The organism is Methylocystis sp. JR02 (genome assembly GCF_030063565.1).
GTDB classification, from domain to species: Bacteria; Pseudomonadota; Alphaproteobacteria; order Rhizobiales; family Beijerinckiaceae; genus Methylocystis; species Methylocystis iwaonis.
The window spans coordinates 2442326-2462389 of sequence record NZ_JASIRC010000001.1; the positions used below are offsets into that span (position 1 = coordinate 2442326).

At 64.3% G+C, this 20064-nt stretch carries 19 protein-coding genes; 7 read left to right on the plus strand and 12 right to left on the minus strand.

Features of this window, described 5'->3' with window-relative positions; genetic code table 11:
* Nucleotides 1-86 precede the first annotated feature (86 nt).
* Nucleotides 87-962 (plus strand): SDR family oxidoreductase, encoded by an 876-nt coding sequence (locus QNA11_RS11655; protein WP_283483173.1) that lies wholly within the window; start codon nt 87-89, stop codon nt 960-962.
* On the opposite strand, the gene QNA11_RS11660 is transcribed toward QNA11_RS11655, so the two are convergent.
* The 7 genes from QNA11_RS11660 to QNA11_RS11690 form a co-directional block, all read right to left on the minus strand.
* Nucleotides 963-1895: a nickel/cobalt efflux transporter gene (locus QNA11_RS11660; RefSeq protein WP_283483174.1), complete on the minus strand. Its 933-nt coding sequence runs from the start codon at nt 1893-1895 to the stop codon at nt 963-965.
* A 236-nt stretch (nt 1896-2131) separates the two neighbouring features.
* Nucleotides 2132-3391, minus strand: a complete 1260-nt coding sequence (amoB, locus tag QNA11_RS11665; protein WP_202074342.1) for a bacterial ammonia monooxygenase, subunit AmoB — start codon at nt 3389-3391, stop codon at nt 2132-2134.
* 120 nt (nt 3392-3511) lie between these two features.
* Nucleotides 3512-4270 (minus strand): bacterial ammonia monooxygenase, subunit AmoA, encoded by a 759-nt coding sequence (amoA, locus tag QNA11_RS11670; RefSeq protein WP_202074341.1) that lies wholly within the window; start codon nt 4268-4270, stop codon nt 3512-3514.
* A 317-nt stretch (nt 4271-4587) separates the two neighbouring features.
* On the minus strand, nt 4588-5358 hold the full coding sequence (gene amoC / locus QNA11_RS11675) for a bacterial ammonia monooxygenase, subunit AmoC (RefSeq protein WP_281927381.1): 771 nt from the start codon (nt 5356-5358) through the stop codon (nt 4588-4590).
* Between the two features lie 568 nt (nt 5359-5926).
* Nucleotides 5927-6406 carry a 2-amino-4-hydroxy-6-hydroxymethyldihydropteridine diphosphokinase gene (folK, locus tag QNA11_RS11680; protein WP_283483175.1) on the minus strand — a complete coding sequence of 160 codons (480 nt, stop codon included), beginning with the start codon at nt 6404-6406 and terminating at the stop codon, nt 5927-5929.
* 3 nt (nt 6407-6409) lie between these two features.
* Nucleotides 6410-7270 carry a dihydropteroate synthase gene (gene folP, locus QNA11_RS11685; protein WP_283483176.1) on the minus strand — a complete coding sequence of 287 codons (861 nt, stop codon included), beginning with the start codon at nt 7268-7270 and terminating at the stop codon, nt 6410-6412.
* Entirely contained in the window at nt 7263-7637 is a 375-nt protein-coding gene (locus QNA11_RS11690) for a 4a-hydroxytetrahydrobiopterin dehydratase (RefSeq protein ID WP_283483177.1), read from the minus strand. The genes folP and QNA11_RS11690 overlap by 8 nt, the downstream gene beginning before the upstream one ends.
* A gap of 111 nt (nt 7638-7748) precedes the next feature.
* On the opposite strand from QNA11_RS11690, the gene QNA11_RS11695 reads away from it, so the two are divergent.
* Complete coding sequence (locus QNA11_RS11695) at nt 7749-8717, plus strand: beta-ribofuranosylaminobenzene 5'-phosphate synthase family protein (protein WP_283483178.1); 969 nt, start codon at nt 7749-7751, stop codon at nt 8715-8717.
* 42 nt (nt 8718-8759) lie between these two features.
* On the opposite strand, the gene QNA11_RS11700 is transcribed toward QNA11_RS11695, so the two are convergent.
* Complete coding sequence (locus QNA11_RS11700) at nt 8760-9257, minus strand: cytochrome P460 family protein (protein ID WP_283483179.1); 498 nt, start codon at nt 9255-9257, stop codon at nt 8760-8762.
* 161 nt (nt 9258-9418) lie between these two features.
* Between QNA11_RS11700 and QNA11_RS11705 the strand changes: the two genes are divergently transcribed.
* Nucleotides 9419-9880: a MerR family transcriptional regulator gene (locus QNA11_RS11705; protein ID WP_283483180.1), complete on the plus strand. Its 462-nt coding sequence runs from the start codon at nt 9419-9421 to the stop codon at nt 9878-9880.
* A gap of 4 nt (nt 9881-9884) precedes the next feature.
* Here the strand turns inward: QNA11_RS11705 and QNA11_RS11710 are convergent, their stop codons facing one another.
* A complete protein-coding gene (locus tag QNA11_RS11710) occupies nt 9885-12200 on the minus strand; it encodes a hypothetical protein (RefSeq protein WP_283483181.1) in 2316 nt (771 codons plus the stop codon).
* 123 nt (nt 12201-12323) lie between these two features.
* Between QNA11_RS11710 and QNA11_RS11715 the strand changes: the two genes are divergently transcribed.
* From QNA11_RS11715 to QNA11_RS11730, 4 genes are all read left to right on the plus strand, one after another.
* The gene (locus tag QNA11_RS11715) at nt 12324-12833 is read left to right on the plus strand and encodes a tetratricopeptide repeat protein (protein ID WP_283483182.1); all 510 of its coding nucleotides are present in this window, start codon (nt 12324-12326) and stop codon (nt 12831-12833) included.
* 76 nt (nt 12834-12909) lie between these two features.
* Complete coding sequence (locus tag QNA11_RS11720; protein ID WP_283483183.1) at nt 12910-13626, plus strand: ABC transporter ATP-binding protein; 717 nt, start codon at nt 12910-12912, stop codon at nt 13624-13626.
* Nucleotides 13623-16100, plus strand: a complete 2478-nt coding sequence (locus QNA11_RS11725) for an FtsX-like permease family protein (RefSeq protein WP_283483184.1) — start codon at nt 13623-13625, stop codon at nt 16098-16100. Before QNA11_RS11720 ends, QNA11_RS11725 begins: the two co-directional genes overlap by 4 nt.
* A gap of 142 nt (nt 16101-16242) precedes the next feature.
* A complete protein-coding gene (locus QNA11_RS11730) occupies nt 16243-17319 on the plus strand; it encodes a lipocalin-like domain-containing protein (RefSeq protein ID WP_502867564.1) in 1077 nt (358 codons plus the stop codon).
* A gap of 13 nt (nt 17320-17332) precedes the next feature.
* Here QNA11_RS11730 and QNA11_RS11735 read toward each other — a convergent pair whose 3' ends face one another.
* The 3 genes from QNA11_RS11735 to hpnA are packed head-to-tail and all read right to left on the minus strand — an operon-like array spanning nt 17333 to nt 19940.
* Entirely contained in the window at nt 17333-18667 is a 1335-nt protein-coding gene (locus QNA11_RS11735; protein WP_283483185.1) for a glycosyltransferase family 4 protein, read from the minus strand.
* A complete protein-coding gene (locus tag QNA11_RS11740; protein ID WP_210340710.1) occupies nt 18637-18933 on the minus strand; it encodes a hypothetical protein in 297 nt (98 codons plus the stop codon). The genes QNA11_RS11735 and QNA11_RS11740 overlap by 31 nt, the downstream gene beginning before the upstream one ends.
* The gene (hpnA, locus tag QNA11_RS11745; RefSeq protein WP_283483186.1) at nt 18930-19940 is read right to left on the minus strand and encodes a hopanoid-associated sugar epimerase; all 1011 of its coding nucleotides are present in this window, start codon (nt 19938-19940) and stop codon (nt 18930-18932) included. The genes QNA11_RS11740 and hpnA overlap by 4 nt, the downstream gene beginning before the upstream one ends.
* Nucleotides 19941-20064: the final 124 nt, after the last annotated feature.

Here is a 20064-nt window from a genome sequence, read left to right on the forward strand (position 1 = left end):
GCGACTCCCGCGCCTTGGCCGCCGCTTGCCGTTCATCGGCTTTCGGCTATTTGTTAGCTCCTCTGGGTTTTCCGGGATTTATCTGGATGACGGCATCGCTTCGGGGCAAAACGCTTTTCATCACGGGCGCCAGCCGCGGCATCGGTCTCGCGATCGCCAAAAAGGCCGCCCGCGACGGCGCCAATATCGCGATCGCTGCAAAAAGCGTGGCCGAAAATCCGAAAATTCCCGGCACGATCTACACGGCCGCCGCTGAAATCGAGGCGGAGGGGGGCAAGGCTCTGCCCCTGCCCTGCGACATACGTTTCGACGATCAGGTGGCGGCCGCCGTCTCCAAAACGGTCGAGACCTTCGGCAGTCTCGATATTCTCATCAACAACGCCAGCGCCATCGACCTGCGCGGCATCGACCTCCTCGACATGAAACGCTTCGATCTGATGCACCAGATCAATGCGCGCGGCGCGTATCTTTGCGCCAAATTGGCGCTGCCGCATCTGCGCAAGGCCGAGAATCCGCACATATTGACGCTCTCGCCGCCGCTCGATTTGAACCCGAAATGGTTCGCCCCCAACCTCGCCTATACGATGGCGAAATATGGCATGAGCCTTGTCACCCTCGGCCTCGCCAAGGAGCTCGCGCGGGACGGGGTCGCGGTGAATTCGCTTTGGCCCGAGACGGCGATCGCCACCGCGGCCGTCGGCAATCTTTTGGGGGGCGAGGAGATCATCCGGCGCTCGCGCAAACCCGAGATCGTCGCGGATGCAGCGCATGCCGTGCTGACGCGCCCGTCGCGCGCATGCACGGGGAACTTTTTTATCGACGTTCGGGTGCTCGCCGAGGAGGGCGTGATGGATTTCTCGTCCTATGCGGTCGATCCCGCCTATGAGGCGGTGCTCGACTTTTTTCTGGACGCGCCCATCAGCCCCCGTGTCCAGAAATCGGCCTTCCATGGCGGGAAATAGTCAGGCGAGCCCCCGCGCGCCGATCACGATCGTATAAAGGCCGACGAGCGCCACGAGGCCGCTCGAGAGATAGGGCGCGCGCGCCGCGAGCCCTTCGAGCGCCGGAAAGCGCGAGACCGCATGGCGGACCCCAAGCGCCGCCGCAACGCCCACCAGAACGAGCGTGAGCGCCAGGCCGATGCTGAACGCCAGCACGAGCGCCGCGCCAAGAGTAAAGCGGCCGGCCTGCAGACAGAGCAGAAGGACGGTGATCGAGGCGGGACAGGGGATGAGTCCGCCAGTGAGCCCGAAAAGGATGATCTGTCCCGTGGTCGCCTGACGATTGGCGAAACGCCGCTCGATCTCGAGCGCATGCTCCCGCTCATGTGCGTCGGCGTAAACGGTCGAATCGACGGATAGAAGCTCGTTTTCGAACTCCTGTTCTTCGACGCTCGTGGCGAGCGCTGCCCCCGCGCCATGCGGGTGGTGATGATGATCACCATGCTCGTGGCTGTGATGATCGTGCCCGTGGCAGTCGTGATCGTGTTCATGTCCGTGATGGGCATGGATGTGATCGACATCGGCATGGGCGGGCGCCGGCGAAGCGGTCGTGTTTCGCCACATGCGCCACGTCATCCAGACGGCGACGGTCAGGATCATCAAGCCCGAGACGATCTGCAGATACGGCTCGTTGGCCTCGACGTTTATCTGAGCCCCGAGGGACATGCCGATCAAAGCGACGAGCCAGACGATCGCGGAATGGGAAATGGTCGCGGCGAGGCCGAGAAGCGCCGCTTGTCCCACTGTGCCGCGCACGGCGACGATAAAGGCCGCCATCATCGTCTTCGAATGACCGGGCTCCAGCCCGTGCAAGGCCCCGAGCACAATAGCGGTCGGGATGAAGATCCAGGCGTTGCCTGCGCTGGCGTCGAAGAAAGAGGAAAGATTGGACACGTCCGCGCGGCTCCTCGCGTGGCGCGGTCGATCGGCGGCCAGGAAGGCTCGCCGTTCCGCGCGGCCATGTGGCCGCCGCGAATGCGCCTGTTGGCCTTATCTAAAGGTTGCTCATTGCCCAAACAAGCGGCGGTCCGCGCCGGGCGGTCGCCCGCTTAGAGCTGAGCGGCCCCCCAAAAAGCGACCGGCCGGACTTTCGTCCGGCCGGCGCATTTAGTCAGGCTACCGAGTTTCGCTTAGGGCATGTCGCCGGCGACGAACTTCGGAATGACCGGGCCGCCGATTTCAGCCGCAAAGCGCTTGCCGTCCGGCGTGAAGAAGAACAGCAGACCGCCGACCTGGCTGTCCGTGTCGTAGGCGAGGTCCGACAGACGCTCGATGTCCCAACGCGCGTCCTGGATCTTCACCACGATTTCCTTCGACTCGCCCGGCGCAATCACGTCGTCGTTCGACAGACCGCGGTCAGCAAGCAGGTAATCCGGGAAGTCAGGCTTCTGCGTGAACACGGTCGGGTTCAGGAAGCGCAGGCCAGCCGCCGTATATTCGCCGAGGCGAACCGGCTGCGACGTGCCGTTCTTGACCTTCACGTTGATCGTCAGCTCGCGGCCCGGAACCTTGTAGACGCCGCCGTTCAGCTCGGTCGACACCTGCTCCTTGCCCACGCCCACGGTGCCTTCCGTCTCGATCGGCGTCAGCGGCTTCTGCAAGCCGGCCTGAAGCGGGATCGTGCGCGGGAAGGTCGAGTTCGTCACGGCGTAGCCGACGATCGTCGCGAGGATCGTCAGAGCGAGAACGATCGCGCCGATGCGGCGGTCGTCATCGCCGATGACGTCGTCAGGACGGCCTTCAGCAACACGCAGGTAAGAGGCGATGATGCCCTTCCGGATGAACCAGAACAGGATCCACGCGGCGCCAACCGCCAGCCACGGCAGATGCCACGCGTAAACGCGGCTGATGCCGTAGTTCTCGAGGTCGACCGTCGAGCCGTCGAGGAGCGTCACCGGATCGGTGAAGTCCTTCATGTCGCCCTTGATCTCGATCCACTGGCCGGGTCCGATGATCGGGCCGCCGCCTTCGACGTTGATCTGAGCGTGAACGTGCCAACGGCCGGCGCGACGACCGCGCAGGTTGATCGAGAAGGCGTAGTCTTTGCCGATCTCCAGAGACACCGAACGAGGAGCGAACTGCTCGCCGATGAACTGAGCCGTGCGGACCAGAACCGGACCCGGCTCGCCGGCGTTCAGGAACGACACCTTCGGATTGGCGACCGCCTGCGGCCACGCCGAGAAGACGTGAACCTTGCCGGACAGGACCATGTCCTCGTTGACGTTGACCGTCGTCTTCGACCACTGAACGTCATACCAGTTCAGCGTGCGCATGCGAAGGAACGCCTGCTGGGACTTCTCGCCGTGCGCCGAGGCCGGAGCGACCGCTCCGAGCGTCGCCGCCACAGCAGCCGCCGCGCCGAAGGCGGCGAGCTTGACTAGCTTTTTCATGAACAAACCTCCCAGGTTCTTCTTCCGGCCGGCGCCTCGCGCGCCAGCCGATTTATTCGTCCGCGACAGATCAGGCCAAACCGATGATCCAACCAATTTCCGCCGCGTCTTTTTGGGTGATTAGATCTGCTCGATCCGCTTGGTCGTGGAATACCAGCGACCCATGAACCACCACAGGAAGTACACCATCATCGAGACGAAGCCCGAGAAGAACGCCGCAACCGGCACAACGTCCTTACCGAAGGTGCGCAGCGTGCCGCGCTCGACCATGCGGATGTATTCCGGCATCGAGGTGCGGACGAAGTGCAGACCGATCAGATCGGCCAGCGTCATCAACTGACCATGCTGCTCGGTCGCCTGGTGGAAGGCGGCGATCGCCGGCCAGTTGTTCGGATAGAACAGCAGACCCCAGCCGAGCGAGCCGACAACCGCGGTGATCACATAGGAACCCGACAGGAGCAGGATCACGTCGAGCCAGATCGCCGGAACGATCAGAGCAGACGGGAACACGAGGCTGATCGGGAAGTAGGTCCAGCCCCAGAAGTTGACGTAGCGGTTGATCCACTCGCCGATCATCAGGCCCAGAACCGCGAAAACGGCGCCGAACGGAAGACGGAAGTTAACCCACCAGAAAGCCTGCGACGCCGCGCAGAAGGTCACGCCGAGGATCGGAATAACCGTCGGCCACATACGACGATCCTTCCAGTCGACCCAGAAGTCCCAGTCGCCGGCCGTCAGCATGAAGTGGACGTGATAGCCGCCCAGGACCGCAAAGAACAGCAGAACCAGAAGCATCCAGTCCGTCGTCGCGACGCAACCCGCCGCCTCGGCGACGGAGTTGAACGGACCGACCGCCCCCCCGCTTTTCGATTGTGACATCACTCTTCTCCTTGGTGTTTCTCGAGCGCCTTGAGGCCCCGAGTTTCTTTTTGCCGCTGACCGGAAGCGTCGCGCCTCCGGACCGCGCCCGGACGATCGCCTCTAGGGCCCCGCCCGGCATTTCCTTTGGGCCGCGCTTGCGCGCCGCCTGAGCGAAGTCTTGCCTTTTCAGCCAGGAAAACCCCTGACCGCGACGCGAGAAGAACCACCCCAGTCGCCAATGGCGGCCAGAAAACGCTCAGTCTCTTGTCTAAAGAAAAGCCCCACCCCGAACCTTCCGCCCGCGCCCTTAAAGGGCGCGAGCGGGTCGTCACATTTTACTCGGTGAGGAGGGCGACGCCTTCCTTGCCGATCAGCGCATGGATGCGGCCGAGGATCTGCAGCACGACGCCGAACACGCCGAGCGCCATCCAGCCGAAGAACACGAAGCCCCAGTGCAGCGGCGCAACGAACAGCTCTTCCATGAACCAGAAGGTGTGGCCCCACTCGTTCAGGCCGACGTTCGGGATGATCATGAACGGGCCGATGGCGACGATCAGGAACGCCAGCGAGTAGCCATGAGCAAAATACGGAATGCGGGTCTTCGCATAGAAGAACGCGCCGACCGCGATCACCGAATAGATCGGGTAGCTCATGTAGAACTCGATGATGTGCGACGGCGTGAAGTCCGTGTCACGGATAACCGTCATGTGCCAGGTGCCGTCCTGCTCGGTGAAGAACGAGGCGCCCCAGTAGATGGCGATGCCGTAAACGACCAGCCACTGAACGAGGACCACCAGGCGGCGCATCTCTTCGCGCGGGGCCACGGCGTCGACGTTACGGTCGCGGGTCTTCCACAGGAAGCCGGCGAGCGCCAGACCGGAGACGAGCTCCAGCGGGATTTCGGTCCAAAGGATCGACATCCAGTAGGTCTGGAATTCCGGAGCGAACGAGTCGAGGCCGGCGCGCCAGCCGAAGACCTGCTCGTAAATGCGGACGATCAGATAGAAAACATTCAGAACCGCAAGGCCGATCCACATGCCGCGCAGATCGACTACGGACTCTACTTCAGCGGCTGCGCCGGCAGCCGTGCTAGTCGTCGAGCTCATATTTAACTCCTCCTATGTGCTCCCAGGGATGCGCGTGACCGGTAAAAAAGCTCCGCCTCCCGGAACGGAGCCGCTTCGTCCTCGTTTGATTAACGTGAGGCCGGACCCGCTGTTAACGGAGCCCAGGACCGTCCCGCCCTTTCTTGCCGCAGCTCTCGGACCCCGAACCCAAGAGAGAAATTCTCCCGAGAAGCTCGAACATCCAATAGGGCCGCCTTGTTGTTATCGGACGAACACCGACGTCGCCGCCTAAACAGAGACCCAAACTGGCCCTCCCGAGCCAAGCCAACAGACCCCGTTTAGCGTGGCCCAACCATTCCCTCTCACCAACATAATGACAATACCCATCAGGATAGCATTCGACTGTCTATCGAATAGTCCAAACAACCCCAGTGGATGGGGAAATGACTACCCTACTGTCCGGATTCGGGCGCATGGCGGATTTTTCTGAGACGGTGCAATATCTAACTAAAACCAGAGTATTATGAGACATCAGCATCGCTTTTCGGGCGTCTTTCGGGGTCGGGATGCTGCAATGCGGCAATACCGACCATCGAGGGTAGGCCGTTCAGCCTTCGCTCCAGGGCCTGACTCCGTCGCAATTGACCTTTTGCAACGCTTCCGCGATCGGCGCTCCATCGAGCACGAGATCGGGCGCGATCTCGACAAGGGGCGTCAAAACGAAGCCGCGGCCGAATAACTCCTTGTGCGGCAACGTCAGTTCTGGATCGTCGAGCGTGTGGTCGCCCAAAAACAGGATGTCGACGTCGATCAGCCGCGGCCCCCAACGGCGGCTCGGCTCGCGCCCCATGTCGGCCTCGATCGTCTTGACGGCGGCGAGAAGCTCGTAAGGCGACAAATCTGTCTCGCCGATCGCGCAGGCGTTGGCGAAATCGCCCTGGTCGGTGACGCCCCATGGCGGCGTGCGGTAGATCCGCGATGCCGCCGTCAATCGCGCAATCCCGCGCGCTTCCAGAAGATCCAACGCTTTGCGAATATTGGCCGGCTTGTCGCCGATATTGCTGCCGAGCCCAAACCCCACCCTCATGCGTCACCCCTTCGCCGCAGCGCCGCGCAATGTCGAAAAAACCTCGAAGGCCGCGCGGTGCTCTGCCACGTCGTGGACTCTGAAAATCTGCGCGCCGCCGACCGCCCCCATCAAATTGGCGGCAATCGTGCCGACCAGGCGCCCCTCGACCGCGCCGTCCGGCAAGTTCTTGAAGATGGATTTGCGCGAGACGCCGATCAGCAAGGGAAATCCGAGCGCGAGAAGCTCGGGGACGGCCCGCAGGGCTGCATAGTTCTGCTGTCGGCTCTTGCCGAAGCCGATGCCGGGATCGAGCGCGATATGCCGCTCGGAGACGCCCGCGCGCCGCGCGATCTCGAGCGAACGCTCGAAGAAGCGCAGCATATCCGAGACGATGTCGATCTCGGGCTCGGTCGCGTCGCGGTTATGCATGACCACCGCCCCAGCCCCAGCCTCAGCGATCGCCGGCGCCATGTCGGGATCGCGTTGCAATCCCCAAATGTCGTTGACGATGGCGACGCCGACCGACAGCGCCCGGCGGGCGGTCGCGGCCTTATAGGTGTCGATCGAGACCGGAACCCCCGCCTCCTGCACCAAGGCGGCGAGCAGCGGCTCCAGCCGGGCCCATTCATCTTCGGCGGCCACAGGCGTGTGGCCCGGACGCGTCGATTCGGCGCCGACGTCGACGATGTCCGCGCCCTCGGCCGCGAGCCTTCTCGCCTGGGCGAGGGCTGCGTCCCGCGAGGCGAATAGCCCGCCATCGGAAAAGGAATCGGGCGTCACATTGACGATCCCCATGATGACCGGGCGCCGGCCAATGGGCGCGAAAAAGCGGTCCCGGGCGGCGGCGATCGCCTCCCGGTCGAACGAAAGGGCCTCAGTCATATTTGATATAGGCGAAGCGCTGGTCCGTCTCGGGCGTGCCTTCGAGGGGCCCGCCCTCCTGGCCGGGGCGCCAGCCGACGACCTCCTCGATCTTTTTTGCCAGCGCGAAATCCTTGTCGGTCACGCCCTTCGCTGTATGGGTCATGAGCTTGACCTCGACCCAGGCGTAGGAGGCGGCGATGTCGGGGTGGTGCCAGGCGGCCTCGGCGAGATGGCCGATCGTATTGATCACCATCAGCGTGCCCTTCCAGCTATGAGTCTTGTATTTGCGGCGAATCCAGCCGTTTTCGTAGCGCCAGTGCGGCAGTTCCTTGCCAAGACGCTCGACGATCTCGCTCTCGGGCAGCGCCCGTTCTTCCTCGCTCATGCTGCCTCCCCTTGCGGCCATCGCGTTTTTGCGGCGGCGCAACTTCTTTCGCCTGAGCCAGATATAGCCTAAACGAGCGTGAAGTCTTGCTCGATCGACACAAGGAACGACATGGCGGCCACAGTGAGCGTCGCGGCCACCGCCCGGCTACATCTCGGTTTTCTCGACATGAACGGCGGGCTCGGGCGCAAATTCGGGGGGCTCGGCCTCTCCCTCGACGCGCCCGCCACGCGGCTGACCCTCGCCCGCGCCGAAGAGAACAGCGTCGAAGGGCCGGAGAGCGCGCGCGGCGCGCAGTTGCTGGCGCGGGCGCAGGCGGCGCTTGCGCCGGGCGCCGCCCATGCGCTGACGATCCACGAGGCCATTCCCGCCCATTCCGGCTTCGGCTCGGGCACCCAGCTCGCGCTTGCGATTGCGGCCGCCTTGCGCCGTCTGGAGGATTTGCCGCATGATTCGGCGGCCGACGCCGCGCTCATGTCGCGCGGCGCGCGCTCGGGGCTGGGCGCGGGCCTTTTCGTCACCGGCGGCGTCGTGGTCGACGGCGGGCGTGGGCCGGGGACGTTGACGCCGCCGGTCATCGCCAGAAGCGCGTTTCCCGAAGCGTGGCGCGTGCTGCTCATTTGCGACCCGACTTGCGTGGGCTTGCATGGCGCGGACGAGCGCGAGGCCTTTGTGGCGCTGCCGCCGTCCAGCGCGGCGGAGAGCGGCGAGCTGTGCCGCCTCGTGCTGATGCAGGCGCTGCCGGCGCTCGCCGAGCGGGATTTGGCGGCCTTTGGCGCCGCCGTGGCGCGGATACAGGAGATCGTCGGCGATTACTTCGCGCCCAAGCAGGGCGGCCGGCGCTTCACCAGCGCCAAGGTCGAAGCGGCGGTCGGGCGGCTGACGCGCGAAGGCGCGACCGGCGGCGGCCAGACCTCATGGGGCCCGACGGGCTTCGCCTTTGTCGAGAGCGAGGCGACGGCACAGGCAATTGTCGCGCGAATCGAGGCGCAGGCGCGCGCCGAAGGGCTCGCGATCTCGATCCACAAGGGGCTCAACAGCGGGGCGAAGATCGACGCGGTTTATGCACAGATCGCCTGACGGAGCGGCCGCCTACCGCCGGCCAGCCCGCGATCAGGTAATTCAGGGAAGCTCCCCGGGCTGAGTAAACACCCAGTCCTGATCTTTCACGGTCGAGTGGCAGGCCACGCATTCTTGGGCGAAACCGGCCTTATCATAAGGCTTTTGCTGCAAACCAACCCATTCGCCCCAGCCCCAGCCGGCGGTGGCTGCGTATCTAGTGTCATCCTTGACCATAAAGGCGGCGCTGCTGAAAGCGTCGGGGACTGTCGCCGCGGGAAACTGCCCGCTTTGCTTCTGTTTCCAGACGAGCTTGGCGAGAATGGCGCCGTTTGGCCAGGGGTTTGTCTTTCCGACGCGCGCCGCTTCGACAGCGATGTCATTGCCCAGAATCGCGCGCAGGCTTTGATCATCCGAGCGCTGGGAAAGGCCAATCACGCGGAAATTTTTATAAGCTGGAGGCAGGGCGATGCGCTCGCCGGCTGGCGCATTTGTCTCCTCGCCACGCGATGGCAAAGCGAGCGCAAAAATCGGGATGAGCGGCAAAAGCCATTTTCTCATAGGGTTGGCTCCTCGATCGGAATCCGGGGCAGAAAAATATGAAGCCAGGCACTTTCGGCCTTGGCTTCGCGATTATCTATCTCAACGACACAATCTAACGCTAACGTAAGAAAGTTGGCAATATGGCTATACGCCTCCCCCCTCGCGACCGGAGGGATGTCATGAAAATCGGCGAGCTGGCCGAACGGCTCGACACGACGCCCAGAACGATCCGGCTTTACGAGGAGCTCGGGGTCATTGCGCCGGAGCGCACGCCCGGCGGCACCCGATTGTACCGCGAGAAGGATGCGAAGCGCCTCGGGGTCGCGCTGCGCCTGGCGCGGCTGGGAACAGAGCTCGGCGACATAGAGCGGCTTGCCCGAGTTCGCGAGGGCTGCGCGAGCGGCGCGGACGCCGCAGCCAGCGTTTCCACTCTGCTCGGCGAGCTAAAGGAGTGGATAGATGAGACCTTGAATGACCTGAACGCTTTGAAGCTCGATCTTGAAACGGCGAACGCTCTCATTCGGCAATGTTCCAGATGCCGGAACAAACCTAACCGAAGCGCCTGTCCCGATTGCCCCATGGACCGCAATGTCGAGTCGACCGATCTCGGCCGACTTATCTGGGACCCGGACTGCCCATAAAAGCCTAAACGCCCGGCCTTTGCCCTCGCCTGCGCGAAATCTCGCGCAAGAGCCCCGGAACCGGCTGGAAGGTAAAGCGCACCTCGTGCCGCCCTTCCGGAATCGGCACCGCGCGGAATAGCACATTGGCGCGCAGAATCTCCGCCGCCTCGCCGTCGAGCGTCGCGAACCACCAGGGATGCCAGACGTCGTTGAGAATGAGCCAGCCGCCGCCGGGCGGGGCGTTGGTCTCGACCACGATCTCCGTATTGCCGTAAGAAACTAGCCGCGCCCGCGCGGCGTCGGGCGGCAGACCCTTACGCGTATGGCAGAGCGGCGGCTCTTCCAGCAGCACCGTTTCGCGATAGTCGGCTTCCGGCCATTCGCCCGTCGCGAGCATGCGCGCGAAATCGACATGCATGGCGCAGGTCGCGACCATCACGCGCGGATAGGCGCTTTTGTTCTCGTAGATGTGGACCTTGCCGATCTGCGTCAGCTCTTGCAGATCGCCCGGCTTGTAATGCTTGTCGATCTCCTCGATCGGCACGCCTGTCGCGACATAACGCAGGCCCAGCATGTCCGAGAGCGGCGAGCGATAGGCGGGAGAGAGCTTGGAGAACTCGCGCTGCTCCGGCAGCGCCACATGGTCGCCGGCGCCGGTCGCGTCCTCGAAGATCTTTAGACGGATCGGATTGTAGCCGAGATCGTGGTCGAGCCCATGGACGAGCGAGGCGTTGGGCCAGTGGAAGTCGATCGCCGCAAGCTCGACGCGGTCGCGGCGGTCGGGCGCGGCGTTCTCTTTCAGCTTCTCTTTTAGGAAAGCGATCACCGGGTCTTTCGAATCTGTGCGTAGCACGTCGAATTGTTCCGGGGGCAGAGCCGTCGACTCATTGGGGCCGTTGCTGACCGCGAGATCGGCGGTCGCGAGCGCTGCGACGGCGGCCAGCAGCGCGAAGCCCCGCAGCCGCCCGGCGCCCACCGCGATGACCAACGCCGTCGCGCCCGCCACGAAAGCGGCGCTGATAGCAAGCGGCGCAAGGGCTTGCGCGAGATGCTCCCTTTTCGCGGCATAAGCGATGGCGAGCGCGAAAAGCCCTACGAGGGCGCCGATGAGCAAAGGCGGGTGCGGCGACGCCACACGACGCTCGATGAGCGTGAAGGCATAGCCGGCGAGGAGCGCGAACGCGAAGCCGAAGAGGAAAGTGGCGTCGGCCGGCCGGCGCCAGAGATCGACCCCGGGGATATGGTAGAAAAAGGCGAAAGCGGGCGTGTAGCGGCCGAGCGCATAGAGCGCGAAGAAAACGAGAGCGGCGGCGAAGAAGCGTGCTTCCCTTTCCGCAAAGAAGCCGCGGCCCAGCGCTGCGAGCGCGGCGACGAGGGGAATCGCCCCCGCATAGACGTCGGTCATATTTCGGGCGAGAAATAGGTCCGGCTCGCCGACCGGCGGTCCCCAGAAGGCGGCAAGCGGTCCGTCGGTCCCGAACAGATTGGCGGACAGAAGCGTGAAAAAAGACGCGGGCGGCAGCGACCCCTTATAGGCGCCGTCGAGATCGATTTCCGGCCGGTTGGAATTGGCGGCGAGCTCCAGCGTGAAGGCAAGCGGCACGGCGATGATCGCTGCGCCCATGACGGCGCCGGCGAGAAGCGGCGCAATGGCGGAAGCGACGGGGGCGTCGTCGGTTGCAACCCGGTAAAGCGCATAGGCCGCAAGCATCAACACGCTGAGATAGGCAACCTGATCGCGCCCGAGCACCATGAAGGCCGCGACCGCGCCGGCCGCCGCGCCATAGGCCGCCGAGCGGCGATCGAGCGCGCGCGCGAACAGCCATAATGTCACCGGCAGCCATGAGAAGCTCATGATCTGGCCCGTGTGCTGGATGCGCCAGGCCGCCGAGCCGCCGAAAGCGAAAGCGAGCGCCGCGATCAAAGCGCCCGCCGCACTCCAGCCGCGATCGCGGAAATAGGCCACCAGCGCGAGGCCGCCCATCGCCAGCATGCCGAAGACGATCGCGTCTTCCAGCACGAAGGAGGGCTCCGGGACGAGCGCGGCGGCGAGAAGGAAAAACGGCGCGAAGGTCAGCGACTGAGGATCGGCGATCTGCGGCATGCCGGCGAAGACATTGGGCGTCCAGAACGGCGACTGGCCCGAATGCAGCGCATGCGCCAGGAAGACGAATTGCGGCTGGAAATGCGCCTTCGCGTCCCAGGGGATGGTGACGCGGCCGGAAAGCCAGGGGAAGGCGAGCGCCAACGCAGTGGCGAGAAAGAGAAGCGCGGCGAGGCCATAAGGCTCGCGGGTCTCGGCCTGTTCGATTTTCTTGTGCGGCGCAATCGTGCTCATGCTCGGCTTCTTAACGCTTAAGCGCCACGACGCAAAATACCGCAGCCGCTCTGCGGCTCCCTATTGCTGGCGCCATGTTTGCGACGGCGCGATGGGGGAAATTACGGATGGATGGCCGCCGATATGGATATTTTTCGCGAGGTGGAGGGCGTCGATTTCGGGACCCTGCCGGGGCCGGTAGACACATTGCTGCAGCAGGGCGTCGTCGCTTATCGCAGCGACAAAGCGCGCGCGGATCGCTTGTTTCGACAAGCGCTGGATCTCGCGCCAGAAGCGCTCGCCGCCTATTTCTGCCTGTATAAAATCCACACATACATGGGCAATCTCGAAACCGCCAAAGCCGCCGCGCTGGACGGCATGCGGGAGGCGGCGCGCCAGGCCGGCTGGCCGGACGATCCCAAGCTCTGGCCGGCGGGCCAATCCCATACCGACGGCCCGGCGCGATTCGCGCTCTTCACGCTGAAGGCCTTGACCTTCATCGAGCTGAAACGCGGCGACCGCAGCAAGGCCGACGCGCAGCTCAGGATTCTGTCGATTGTCGATCCGGCGGGAAGCGTCGGCTGGCCGGTCATCGCCGCGCTCGCGGAAGGAGCGGCTGGCGCGAGCGGGATGCATTCTCCGCGATTGTCGTAAATGCGACGGGCGCAGCGAGACGCTTTCGCCTATATGATGGTTGGGCTCCCACAACCATCATATAGAGGCCTTTCGCTTGCACGCTCCGTCGATCCGCACTGAGGCGGCCTCGCTGGACACGCTTTCAGCCCCGCTGCTGCGCGTCGTCAATCTGCGCAAATCCTACGCGACGCCGCAAGGCGCGCTGCCCGTGCTGCGGGGCGTCGACCTCTCGCTCGCAGCGGGCGAGACGCTCGCGCTCATGGGGGAGTCGGGTAGCGGAAAAAGCACGTTGCTGCATCTGATCGGCGCGCTGGACGACGCCGATGGCGGGCAAATCATCTTCGATGGCGTCAACATCACGGGGTTGCCGGAACAGGCGCGCGCCGCGCTGCGCCGCGAGACGATCGGCGTCGTCTTCCAGCAGTTCAATCTTATCGCGAGCCTCACGGTCGCCGAAAATCTCGCCTTTCAGGCCCGGCTCGCAGGACGGCTCGATCCGCAATGGCAGGCGCGACTGACGCATCGCCTCGGCCTCGACGATCTCGTCTCGCGCTATCCCGAGCAGCTTTCGGGCGGACAGCAGCAGCGCGTCGCCGTCGGCCGGGCGCTGGCGGCGCGGCCGCAGCTTCTGCTGGCCGACGAGCCGACCGGCAATCTCGACGAAGCGGCGGGCGACGCTGTCTTGGCGTTGACGCTGGAGCTCGTCGCCGAGACGGGCTGCGCTTTTCTCATGGTCACCCATAGCGCTCGTCTCGCCGCGCTTTTGTCGCGCCGGGAGCGGCTCGTCGCCGGAGCGCTCGCGACATCATGAGGCAGACGCTTTTCGCGCTGGCGGCGTTGCTCAGCCATTGGCGTCGCCACCCCGCCAATCTCGCCATGCTCGTGCTCGGTCTCGCCATCGCCACCGCGCTGTGGAGCGGCGTGCAGGCGCTCAACGCCCAGGCGCGCAAGAGCTATGACGACGCGGCGGCCGTGTTCACCGGCGGCGGCGCGCAGAATATCGTTTCCGCGCGTGGGGGGCTGTTTTCGCAGTCGCTCTTCGTGACGCTGCGGCGCGCCGGGGTGAAGGTTTCACCGGCGCTCGAAGGAACAACGCGGATCGGCGCGCGGACTATTCGGCTGATCGGCATAGAGCCCGTCACGCTTCCCGCCGCAACGACGCTCGCGCCGCTGCGCGAGAGCAAGGAGGCGACGAATATTCTCACCGGCGAGGGCCGCAGTTTCGCCGCCCCGCAAACCCTGCGCGACCTTCACATCTCGGAGGGCGCGCGGCTCGTGACGGAGCGCGGCTTTACGCTGCCGCCCGTCTACGCCATCGGCGCCGCCCCGCCCGGCGCCGTCATCGTGGACATCGGCGTCGCGCAAAAGGCGCTCGACAAGCCGTCCCGCCTCTCGCGATTGATCCTGCCGCCCCAAACCCGGCTTGATCCCACGCGGCTGACGGAGATTGCGGGCGACTCTCTGCGGCTCGTCGAGCCGGACGAGGAGAGCGATCTCTCGCGCCTCACCGATAGTTTCCATCTCAATCTCACCGCCTTTGGCCTACTGGCCTTTCTCGTCGGCTTCTTCATCGTCAACGCCTCTTTCGGGCTGGCGTTCGAGCAGCGCCTGCCGATGCTGCGCACCCTGCGCGCGCTCGGCGTCTCGATCCGCGCGCTCGTCTTCGCATTGGTTTGCGAGCTTGCGGCCTTCACCTTTCTCGCGGGCGGACTCGGCGTCGTCGGCGGCTATTTCATTGCGGCCGCGCTGCTGCCGGATGTCGCCGCGAGCCTCGAAGGGCTTTATGGCGCGCAGCTTCCGGGACAACTGGCGCTCGATGCGCGCTGGTGGCTGTCGGGTCTCGGCATGGCCGGCGCCGGCGCGCTGCTTGCGGCCGGCAGCGGCCTATCGAAGACTCTTCGGCTGCCCGTGCTTTCGGTGGCGCGGCCGATGGCCTGGCGCGATGCGCACCAGCGCTATCTGCGCCGGCAGGCTGCGCTTGCGGCGCTCGCGCTCGTCGGCGCGGCGCTCGCCTATTCTTTTGCCGAAGGGCTGGCGATGGGCTTCGCCGTTATCGCGCTCGCGCTGCTCGCCGCAGCCCTCTTCCTGCCCGTGGCGCTCGCGGCGATCCTATGGATCGGCGAAAGCCTTGCCCAGCGCCCGCTCGCGCGCTGGTTCTTTGCGGATGGCCGGCAGGAGATCGCCGGCCTCTCGCTCGCTTTGACGGCGCTGCTTCTTGCACTCGCGACCAATATCGGCGTCGGCGGCATGGTCGAAGGATTCCGCCAGACTTTCACGGGCTGGCTCGATCAGCGCCTCATCGCGGAAGTTTATTTCGAAGCCGCAACGCCCGCCGACGCGCGCGAGATCGAAGCCTGGGCGAAGGAGCAGCCGGAGATCGCCGCCATTCTACCTGTCTGGCGCACGAAGACGCGCATTTCCGACTGGCCCGTCGAAATCATCGGCTTGGCGCCGCATGAAACCTATTCCGCGCATTTCACCCTGCTCGAAGGCGGCGCGGACGCCTGGCGCGCCTTGCACGAAGAAGACGCCGCGCTCATCAGCGAACAGCTCGCGCGGCGCCTGAAAATCGGCCTCGGCGCCATGCTCGACATTCCAACGCCGCAAGACACGCCGCAGGGCGTTTGGCGCGCGAAGGTCGTTGGCGTCTTCCCAGATTACGGCAATCCAAAAGGGCAATTGCGCATCGACCATGCGAGGCTTGCCCAGCATTTCTCCGACGCCTCCGGCGTGCATTATTCGTTGCGCGTGGCGCCGGCGGATGTCGCGCCCTTGATGGAGAAGATGCAAACCCGCTTCGGATCAAAGCTCGCACGCCTCGTCGACAATGCCGGGATCAAGAAAATCTCGACCAATATTTTCGAGCGCACCTTCACCGTCACCACGGCGCTTAACACGCTCACCCTCATCGTCGCGGCGATTGCGCTCTTTGCAAGCCTGCTGACGCTGAGCAATCTACGGCTCGGGCATATTGCGCCGGTGTGGGCGATTGGCGTCACGCGCCGGCGGCTCGCCGGGCTCGAGCTGTTGCGCATGATGCTGTTTGCGTCGGGCGCGGCGCTGATCGCGATTCCGCTCGGCCTCTTCATGACCTGGAGCCTCGTCGCCATCGTCAATGTCGCCGCCTTCGGCTGGCGCCTGCCGATGCATGTCTTTCCGTTGCAGTGGGGCGCGGTCTTCGTCGTCGCGCTTCTCACCGCGCTTTTTGCGGCGACGATCCCCGCCCTGCGTCTGTCGCGCAGCGCGCCGGTCGATCTGTTGAAGGTGTTCGCCAATGAACGGTAGGACTTCATCGACCAACAATGGCGACGGTTGGTTGCAAGCCACGGTGTCATTCCCGACGCTCGCGCAAGCGAGCGATCGGGAATCCAGAGCAAAGCCGCCAATGTGGCTCTGGATTCCCGATCGGGCCTCCGGCCCGTCGGGAATGACGCCCCCCGGTTTAGGCTGCTCGACCGCGACGCGTAAGATTCTCGCCCTCCTCCTCGCTTTCTTGCCCGCCTCCGCGATGGCGCAAAGCTATGGCGGGCTCGGCGACGCGGCGCCGGGCTTCGACATGCCCAAGCGCGGAACGCCGATTGTTTTCCCCAAAGACCATGGCGCGCATCCGCGCTTTCGCACCGAGTGGTGGTATCTCACCGCCAATCTGCATGGCGCCGACGGGGCCGCCTATGGCATGCAATGGACGCTCTTTCGCTTCGGCCTCGAACCGCCGCGCCCACAGAACGAAGGCTGGGACGACCGCAATGTCTGGATGGCCCATGCCGCCGTCACCAGCGCAAGCGAGCATCTCTTCGCAGAGACCAGATCGCGCGGCGGCGTTGGAACGGCGGGCGTCGAGGCCGATCCATTCAAGGCCTATATCGACGATTGGTCTTTCGAGGCGCAAGACGCCGACTTCGGCAAGGCGCGCGTTGTTGCGCACGCGCCCGAGTTTTCCTATTCGCTCGATCTCACACGCGGCGGGCCTTTCGTATTGCAAGGCGACGCCGGTTTCAGCCAAAAAGCCGAAACGGGCCAAGCCTCGCATTATTACAGCCAGCCTTTCTTCTCTGTCGGCGGAACGCTGAAACTGCATGGGCGCGACATCGCAGTCACGGGGCGCGCCTGGATGGACCGCGAGTGGAGCAGCCAGACGCTCGCGCCCGATCAAAAAGGTTGGGATTGGTTCTCTTTGCATCTCGCCAATGGTGACGCGCTCATGCTCTTCCGCTTCCGCGGCCCGCGCGACTATGTCTCTGGCAATTGGATTTCGGCAGACGGCGCCACGAAGCTGCTTGTAGCCGACGAAATTTCGCTCACGCCGCTGGCGCAGACGGCGATCGACGCGCACAGCCTGCCGACGCGCTGGCGCCTGCAAATAAAGAGTCGCGGCCTCGACATAGAAACAACGCCGCTCGACCCCAAAAGCTGGATGGGAGGGAATTGGGCTTACTGGGAAGGGCCCATATCATTCCAAGGCTCACAGGCGGGCGAGGGCTATCTGGAGATGACGGGTTACTGAGCCTTGCTGTTCGTCAATTCGCTCTCGACGAAATCGTCGCGACGAACCGATCGATTGTTTCGAAGAAATTCGACGGATCGTTTTTGATCTCGGAGGCTTTCATCCGCGCCAGAGTCGCTGCGCGGCGAGGAGACTCCGGGCCCCTATAATCGCGCACCGCTTGAAGCCACCCAAGGCCGTCGAGCGGATCGAGAAAATCGGGCGCATCGCCCCCCAGCTCTCGAAAGACGTCGAGATCGGAAGCGATGACCGGAACGCCCGCGGCCAGCGCCTCCGCCACCGGAAGGCCGAAGCCTTCGCCGAAGGAGGGCATGAGCAGCGCGCGGGCGCCCGCCATGAGACGACGCAGCCCCGGCGTCGAGAGCCCCCCTGCTTCGATGACGCTCGCGCGCAACGATGGGCAGCGGGTCATCATGTCGACGACATTCTCATTGAGCCAGCCGCGCTTGCCGACAATGATGAGCTTGGGCGCCGGGCCGCTTTTCGCGAGCTCGCGCCAGACATTGAGCAACAAGAGGTGATTCTTGCGCGGCTCGATGGTGCCGCAGACAATAAAATAATCCCGCCCGCATAGCGCCTCGGGCGGCGCCGAGGGCGCCTCGAAAACGGGTGAGACCGGCAAGGGAGCCACGCAGGCCGGAATATCGGCGCGGCCATTCTCGGCTGCGAAAGCCGCGAATCGGTCGGCTACGGCGCGCGAGGCCGAAACCACGCCGGCCGCCAATCGCGCGATGTTGCGGTTGCGGCGCGGATGCAGCGTAGCCTCGATGGGACGGAAAAACTCCGGGTGATCGACTGGAAGTAAATCATGGATGAAGGCCACCGGCTTCACATCCGGGCGCGCCTCCAGCCATCGCACATACCACTGACGGTCCAGCAAAAACTGCGTTGCGTTGAAATAGACGGCGCCGTCGGGCGCCTCGCTGATCGGGCGGCCAAGATGAAACGCCCAGTCGCGCAAGGCGCGCCAGTTGCGTGACACCCGCTCGAAGCCCGGCTTGCGGTCGTGGCGAATCTGAATCGCCTCTGTACGCCCCTCTCCCGCCAAAACGGCGACAACGGAATGGTAGACAGCGTCCTCGTTGGCGTCGGCCGCCTCGCGCCAATAGGCTTCGATCGCCGAGATGGTGTCGAGCGCTTTTTGCGTGTCGGAAAGGCGCGGCCCCAAGGCCGTGCAAATCAGCGGCGTCGCGCCCTTTCCGAGAAAATGGCGGGCAAGCGCGAAGTCGACGCGATCTATCCCATTGGGCGACGGATTGAGCGCGCGCGTCACGAGCCGGGTCACATCGTAGACGACTGGCGCCGCCGCCGCGTCGGTCAGCGGCACGTCAGAGCGCCCGTGCGGCATTTCCAAGCTTCCAGCACGTCGTTGGCTTCGCGAACCGCTCGCTGCGTCTCTTTGTCCAGACATTCGCGATAGCGGAAGACCGTCTTGATGAAGGCCTGCACCTGCGCGTCGCAGGCGTCCTCGGCGACAGGCGCGTCGATGCAGAGGGGCCGCGAAGGCGGCGCGCAAAAATCGAAGCCGCTAGGCTTCTCCCCTGCGACGCAAGCGCCCGTAAGGACAAGAAAAATGAGGAAAATCTGCGCGGCGGTCGCGAGCGACCGCCTCATGCGCTCTTGCGACCGGAACGGCGCGGGGCGGCGCGAAACCAGGCGACGGCGTCCTCCACGGCGCATTGCACCGGCCGGGTCGTATAACCGAGCTCACGGCGGGCTTTTTGATCGTCGAAAAACATGCGCGTTCGGGACATCTTCAGGCTATCGCAATGGAGAAAAGGCTCGTACCCCAAGAGGCGCGCGCCCCATTCATTGGCATAGGCCAGCGGCATCAGAGGGGTCGCCGGCAGTTTGAACTGTGGGCCACGCCGGCCCGTGACACGGGAAATTTCAGTCAACAAGTCGCACAAAGTCAAGTTTTCACCGCCCAGGATATAACGCTCGCCGATTTCGCCTCGCTCCATGGCGGCGAGGTGGCCGGCGGCGACGTCATCCACATGCGCGATATTGAGCCCGGTCTCGACATAGGCGGGCATCGCCCCGCGCATGGCCTCGGATACAATTCGGCCGGTCGGCGTGGGCTTGACGTCGCCCGGCCCCAGAGGCGCCGAGGGGCAGACGATAACGGCCGGCAGCCCCTCTTTCTCGACCATCCGTTCGACGAGATGTTCCGAGAGAATTTTACTTTGTTTATAAGCGCCTATCGCTTTTTCCGGGGAGAGCCGGTCGTTCTCTGTGCAGACGCAGCCATTGGCCGCGGCGAGCGTTGCGACACTGCTCGTATGGACGACGCGCTCGACGCCCGCGCGCATCGCTTCGCGCATCACGATCTCGGCGCCCTGGACATTGACCCGGAACACGGACGTCGGATCCGGGGCCCATATGCGATAATCAGCCGCCAGGTGGAAAACGCGTCCGACGCCGCGCATCGCCGCGCGGACGCTCTCCTCGTCGGTGACGTCGCCCTCGAAAACCTCACATGCGTCGGGGATGTTTTCGCGAATGCTCGAGGTCCGAGCCAGGGCTCTCACCGGAAGGCCCTTTGAAATCAAGAGCCGGACGACCGCGCCCCCAATGAAGCCGCTCGCGCCCGTGACCAGCACAAGACTATTATTAGACATGTTTCCCCAGCGCCAAAGCATTATCGCAGCCCAATGGCGCTATTAAAACACCACCAAAGTCTCTGCGCTTCGGCATTCTATAAATAGGGCGTGTGGTTTTCGAGCGTTGCAGTGAAAAAAAGAG

Bases quoted from the DNA above. Each gene is read 5' to 3' on its own strand.
- QNA11_RS11655 (WP_283483173.1), top strand. From the start codon at position 87: ATGACGGCATCGCTTCGGGGCAAAACGCTTTTCATCACGGGCGCCAGC.
- amoB (WP_202074342.1), bottom strand. From the start codon at position 3,391: ATGAAAAAGCTAGTCAAGCTCGCCGCCTTCGGCGCGGCGGCTGCTGTG.
- amoA (WP_202074341.1), bottom strand. From the start codon at position 4,270: ATGTCACAATCGAAAAGCGGGGGGGCGGTCGGTCCGTTCAACTCCGTC.
- amoC (WP_281927381.1), bottom strand. From the start codon at position 5,358: ATGAGCTCGACGACTAGCACGGCTGCCGGCGCAGCCGCTGAAGTAGAG.
- folK (WP_283483175.1), bottom strand. From the start codon at position 6,406: ATGAGGGTGGGGTTTGGGCTCGGCAGCAATATCGGCGACAAGCCGGCC.
- folP (WP_283483176.1), bottom strand. From the start codon at position 7,270: ATGACTGAGGCCCTTTCGTTCGACCGGGAGGCGATCGCCGCCGCCCGG.
- QNA11_RS11690 (WP_283483177.1), bottom strand. From the start codon at position 7,637: ATGAGCGAGGAAGAACGGGCGCTGCCCGAGAGCGAGATCGTCGAGCGT.
- QNA11_RS11695 (WP_283483178.1), top strand. From the start codon at position 7,749: ATGGCGGCCACAGTGAGCGTCGCGGCCACCGCCCGGCTACATCTCGGT.
- QNA11_RS11700 (WP_283483179.1), bottom strand. From the start codon at position 9,257: ATGAGAAAATGGCTTTTGCCGCTCATCCCGATTTTTGCGCTCGCTTTG.
- QNA11_RS11705 (WP_283483180.1), top strand. From the start codon at position 9,419: ATGAAAATCGGCGAGCTGGCCGAACGGCTCGACACGACGCCCAGAACG.
- QNA11_RS11710 (WP_283483181.1), bottom strand. From the start codon at position 12,200: ATGAGCACGATTGCGCCGCACAAGAAAATCGAACAGGCCGAGACCCGC.
- QNA11_RS11715 (WP_283483182.1), top strand. From the start codon at position 12,324: ATGGATATTTTTCGCGAGGTGGAGGGCGTCGATTTCGGGACCCTGCCG.
- QNA11_RS11725 (WP_283483184.1), top strand. From the start codon at position 13,623: ATGAGGCAGACGCTTTTCGCGCTGGCGGCGTTGCTCAGCCATTGGCGT.
- QNA11_RS11730 (WP_502867564.1), top strand. From the start codon at position 16,243: ATGACGCCCCCCGGTTTAGGCTGCTCGACCGCGACGCGTAAGATTCTC.
- QNA11_RS11735 (WP_283483185.1), bottom strand. From the start codon at position 18,667: ATGCCGCACGGGCGCTCTGACGTGCCGCTGACCGACGCGGCGGCGGCG.
- QNA11_RS11740 (WP_210340710.1), bottom strand. From the start codon at position 18,933: ATGAGGCGGTCGCTCGCGACCGCCGCGCAGATTTTCCTCATTTTTCTT.
- hpnA (WP_283483186.1), bottom strand. From the start codon at position 19,940: ATGTCTAATAATAGTCTTGTGCTGGTCACGGGCGCGAGCGGCTTCATT.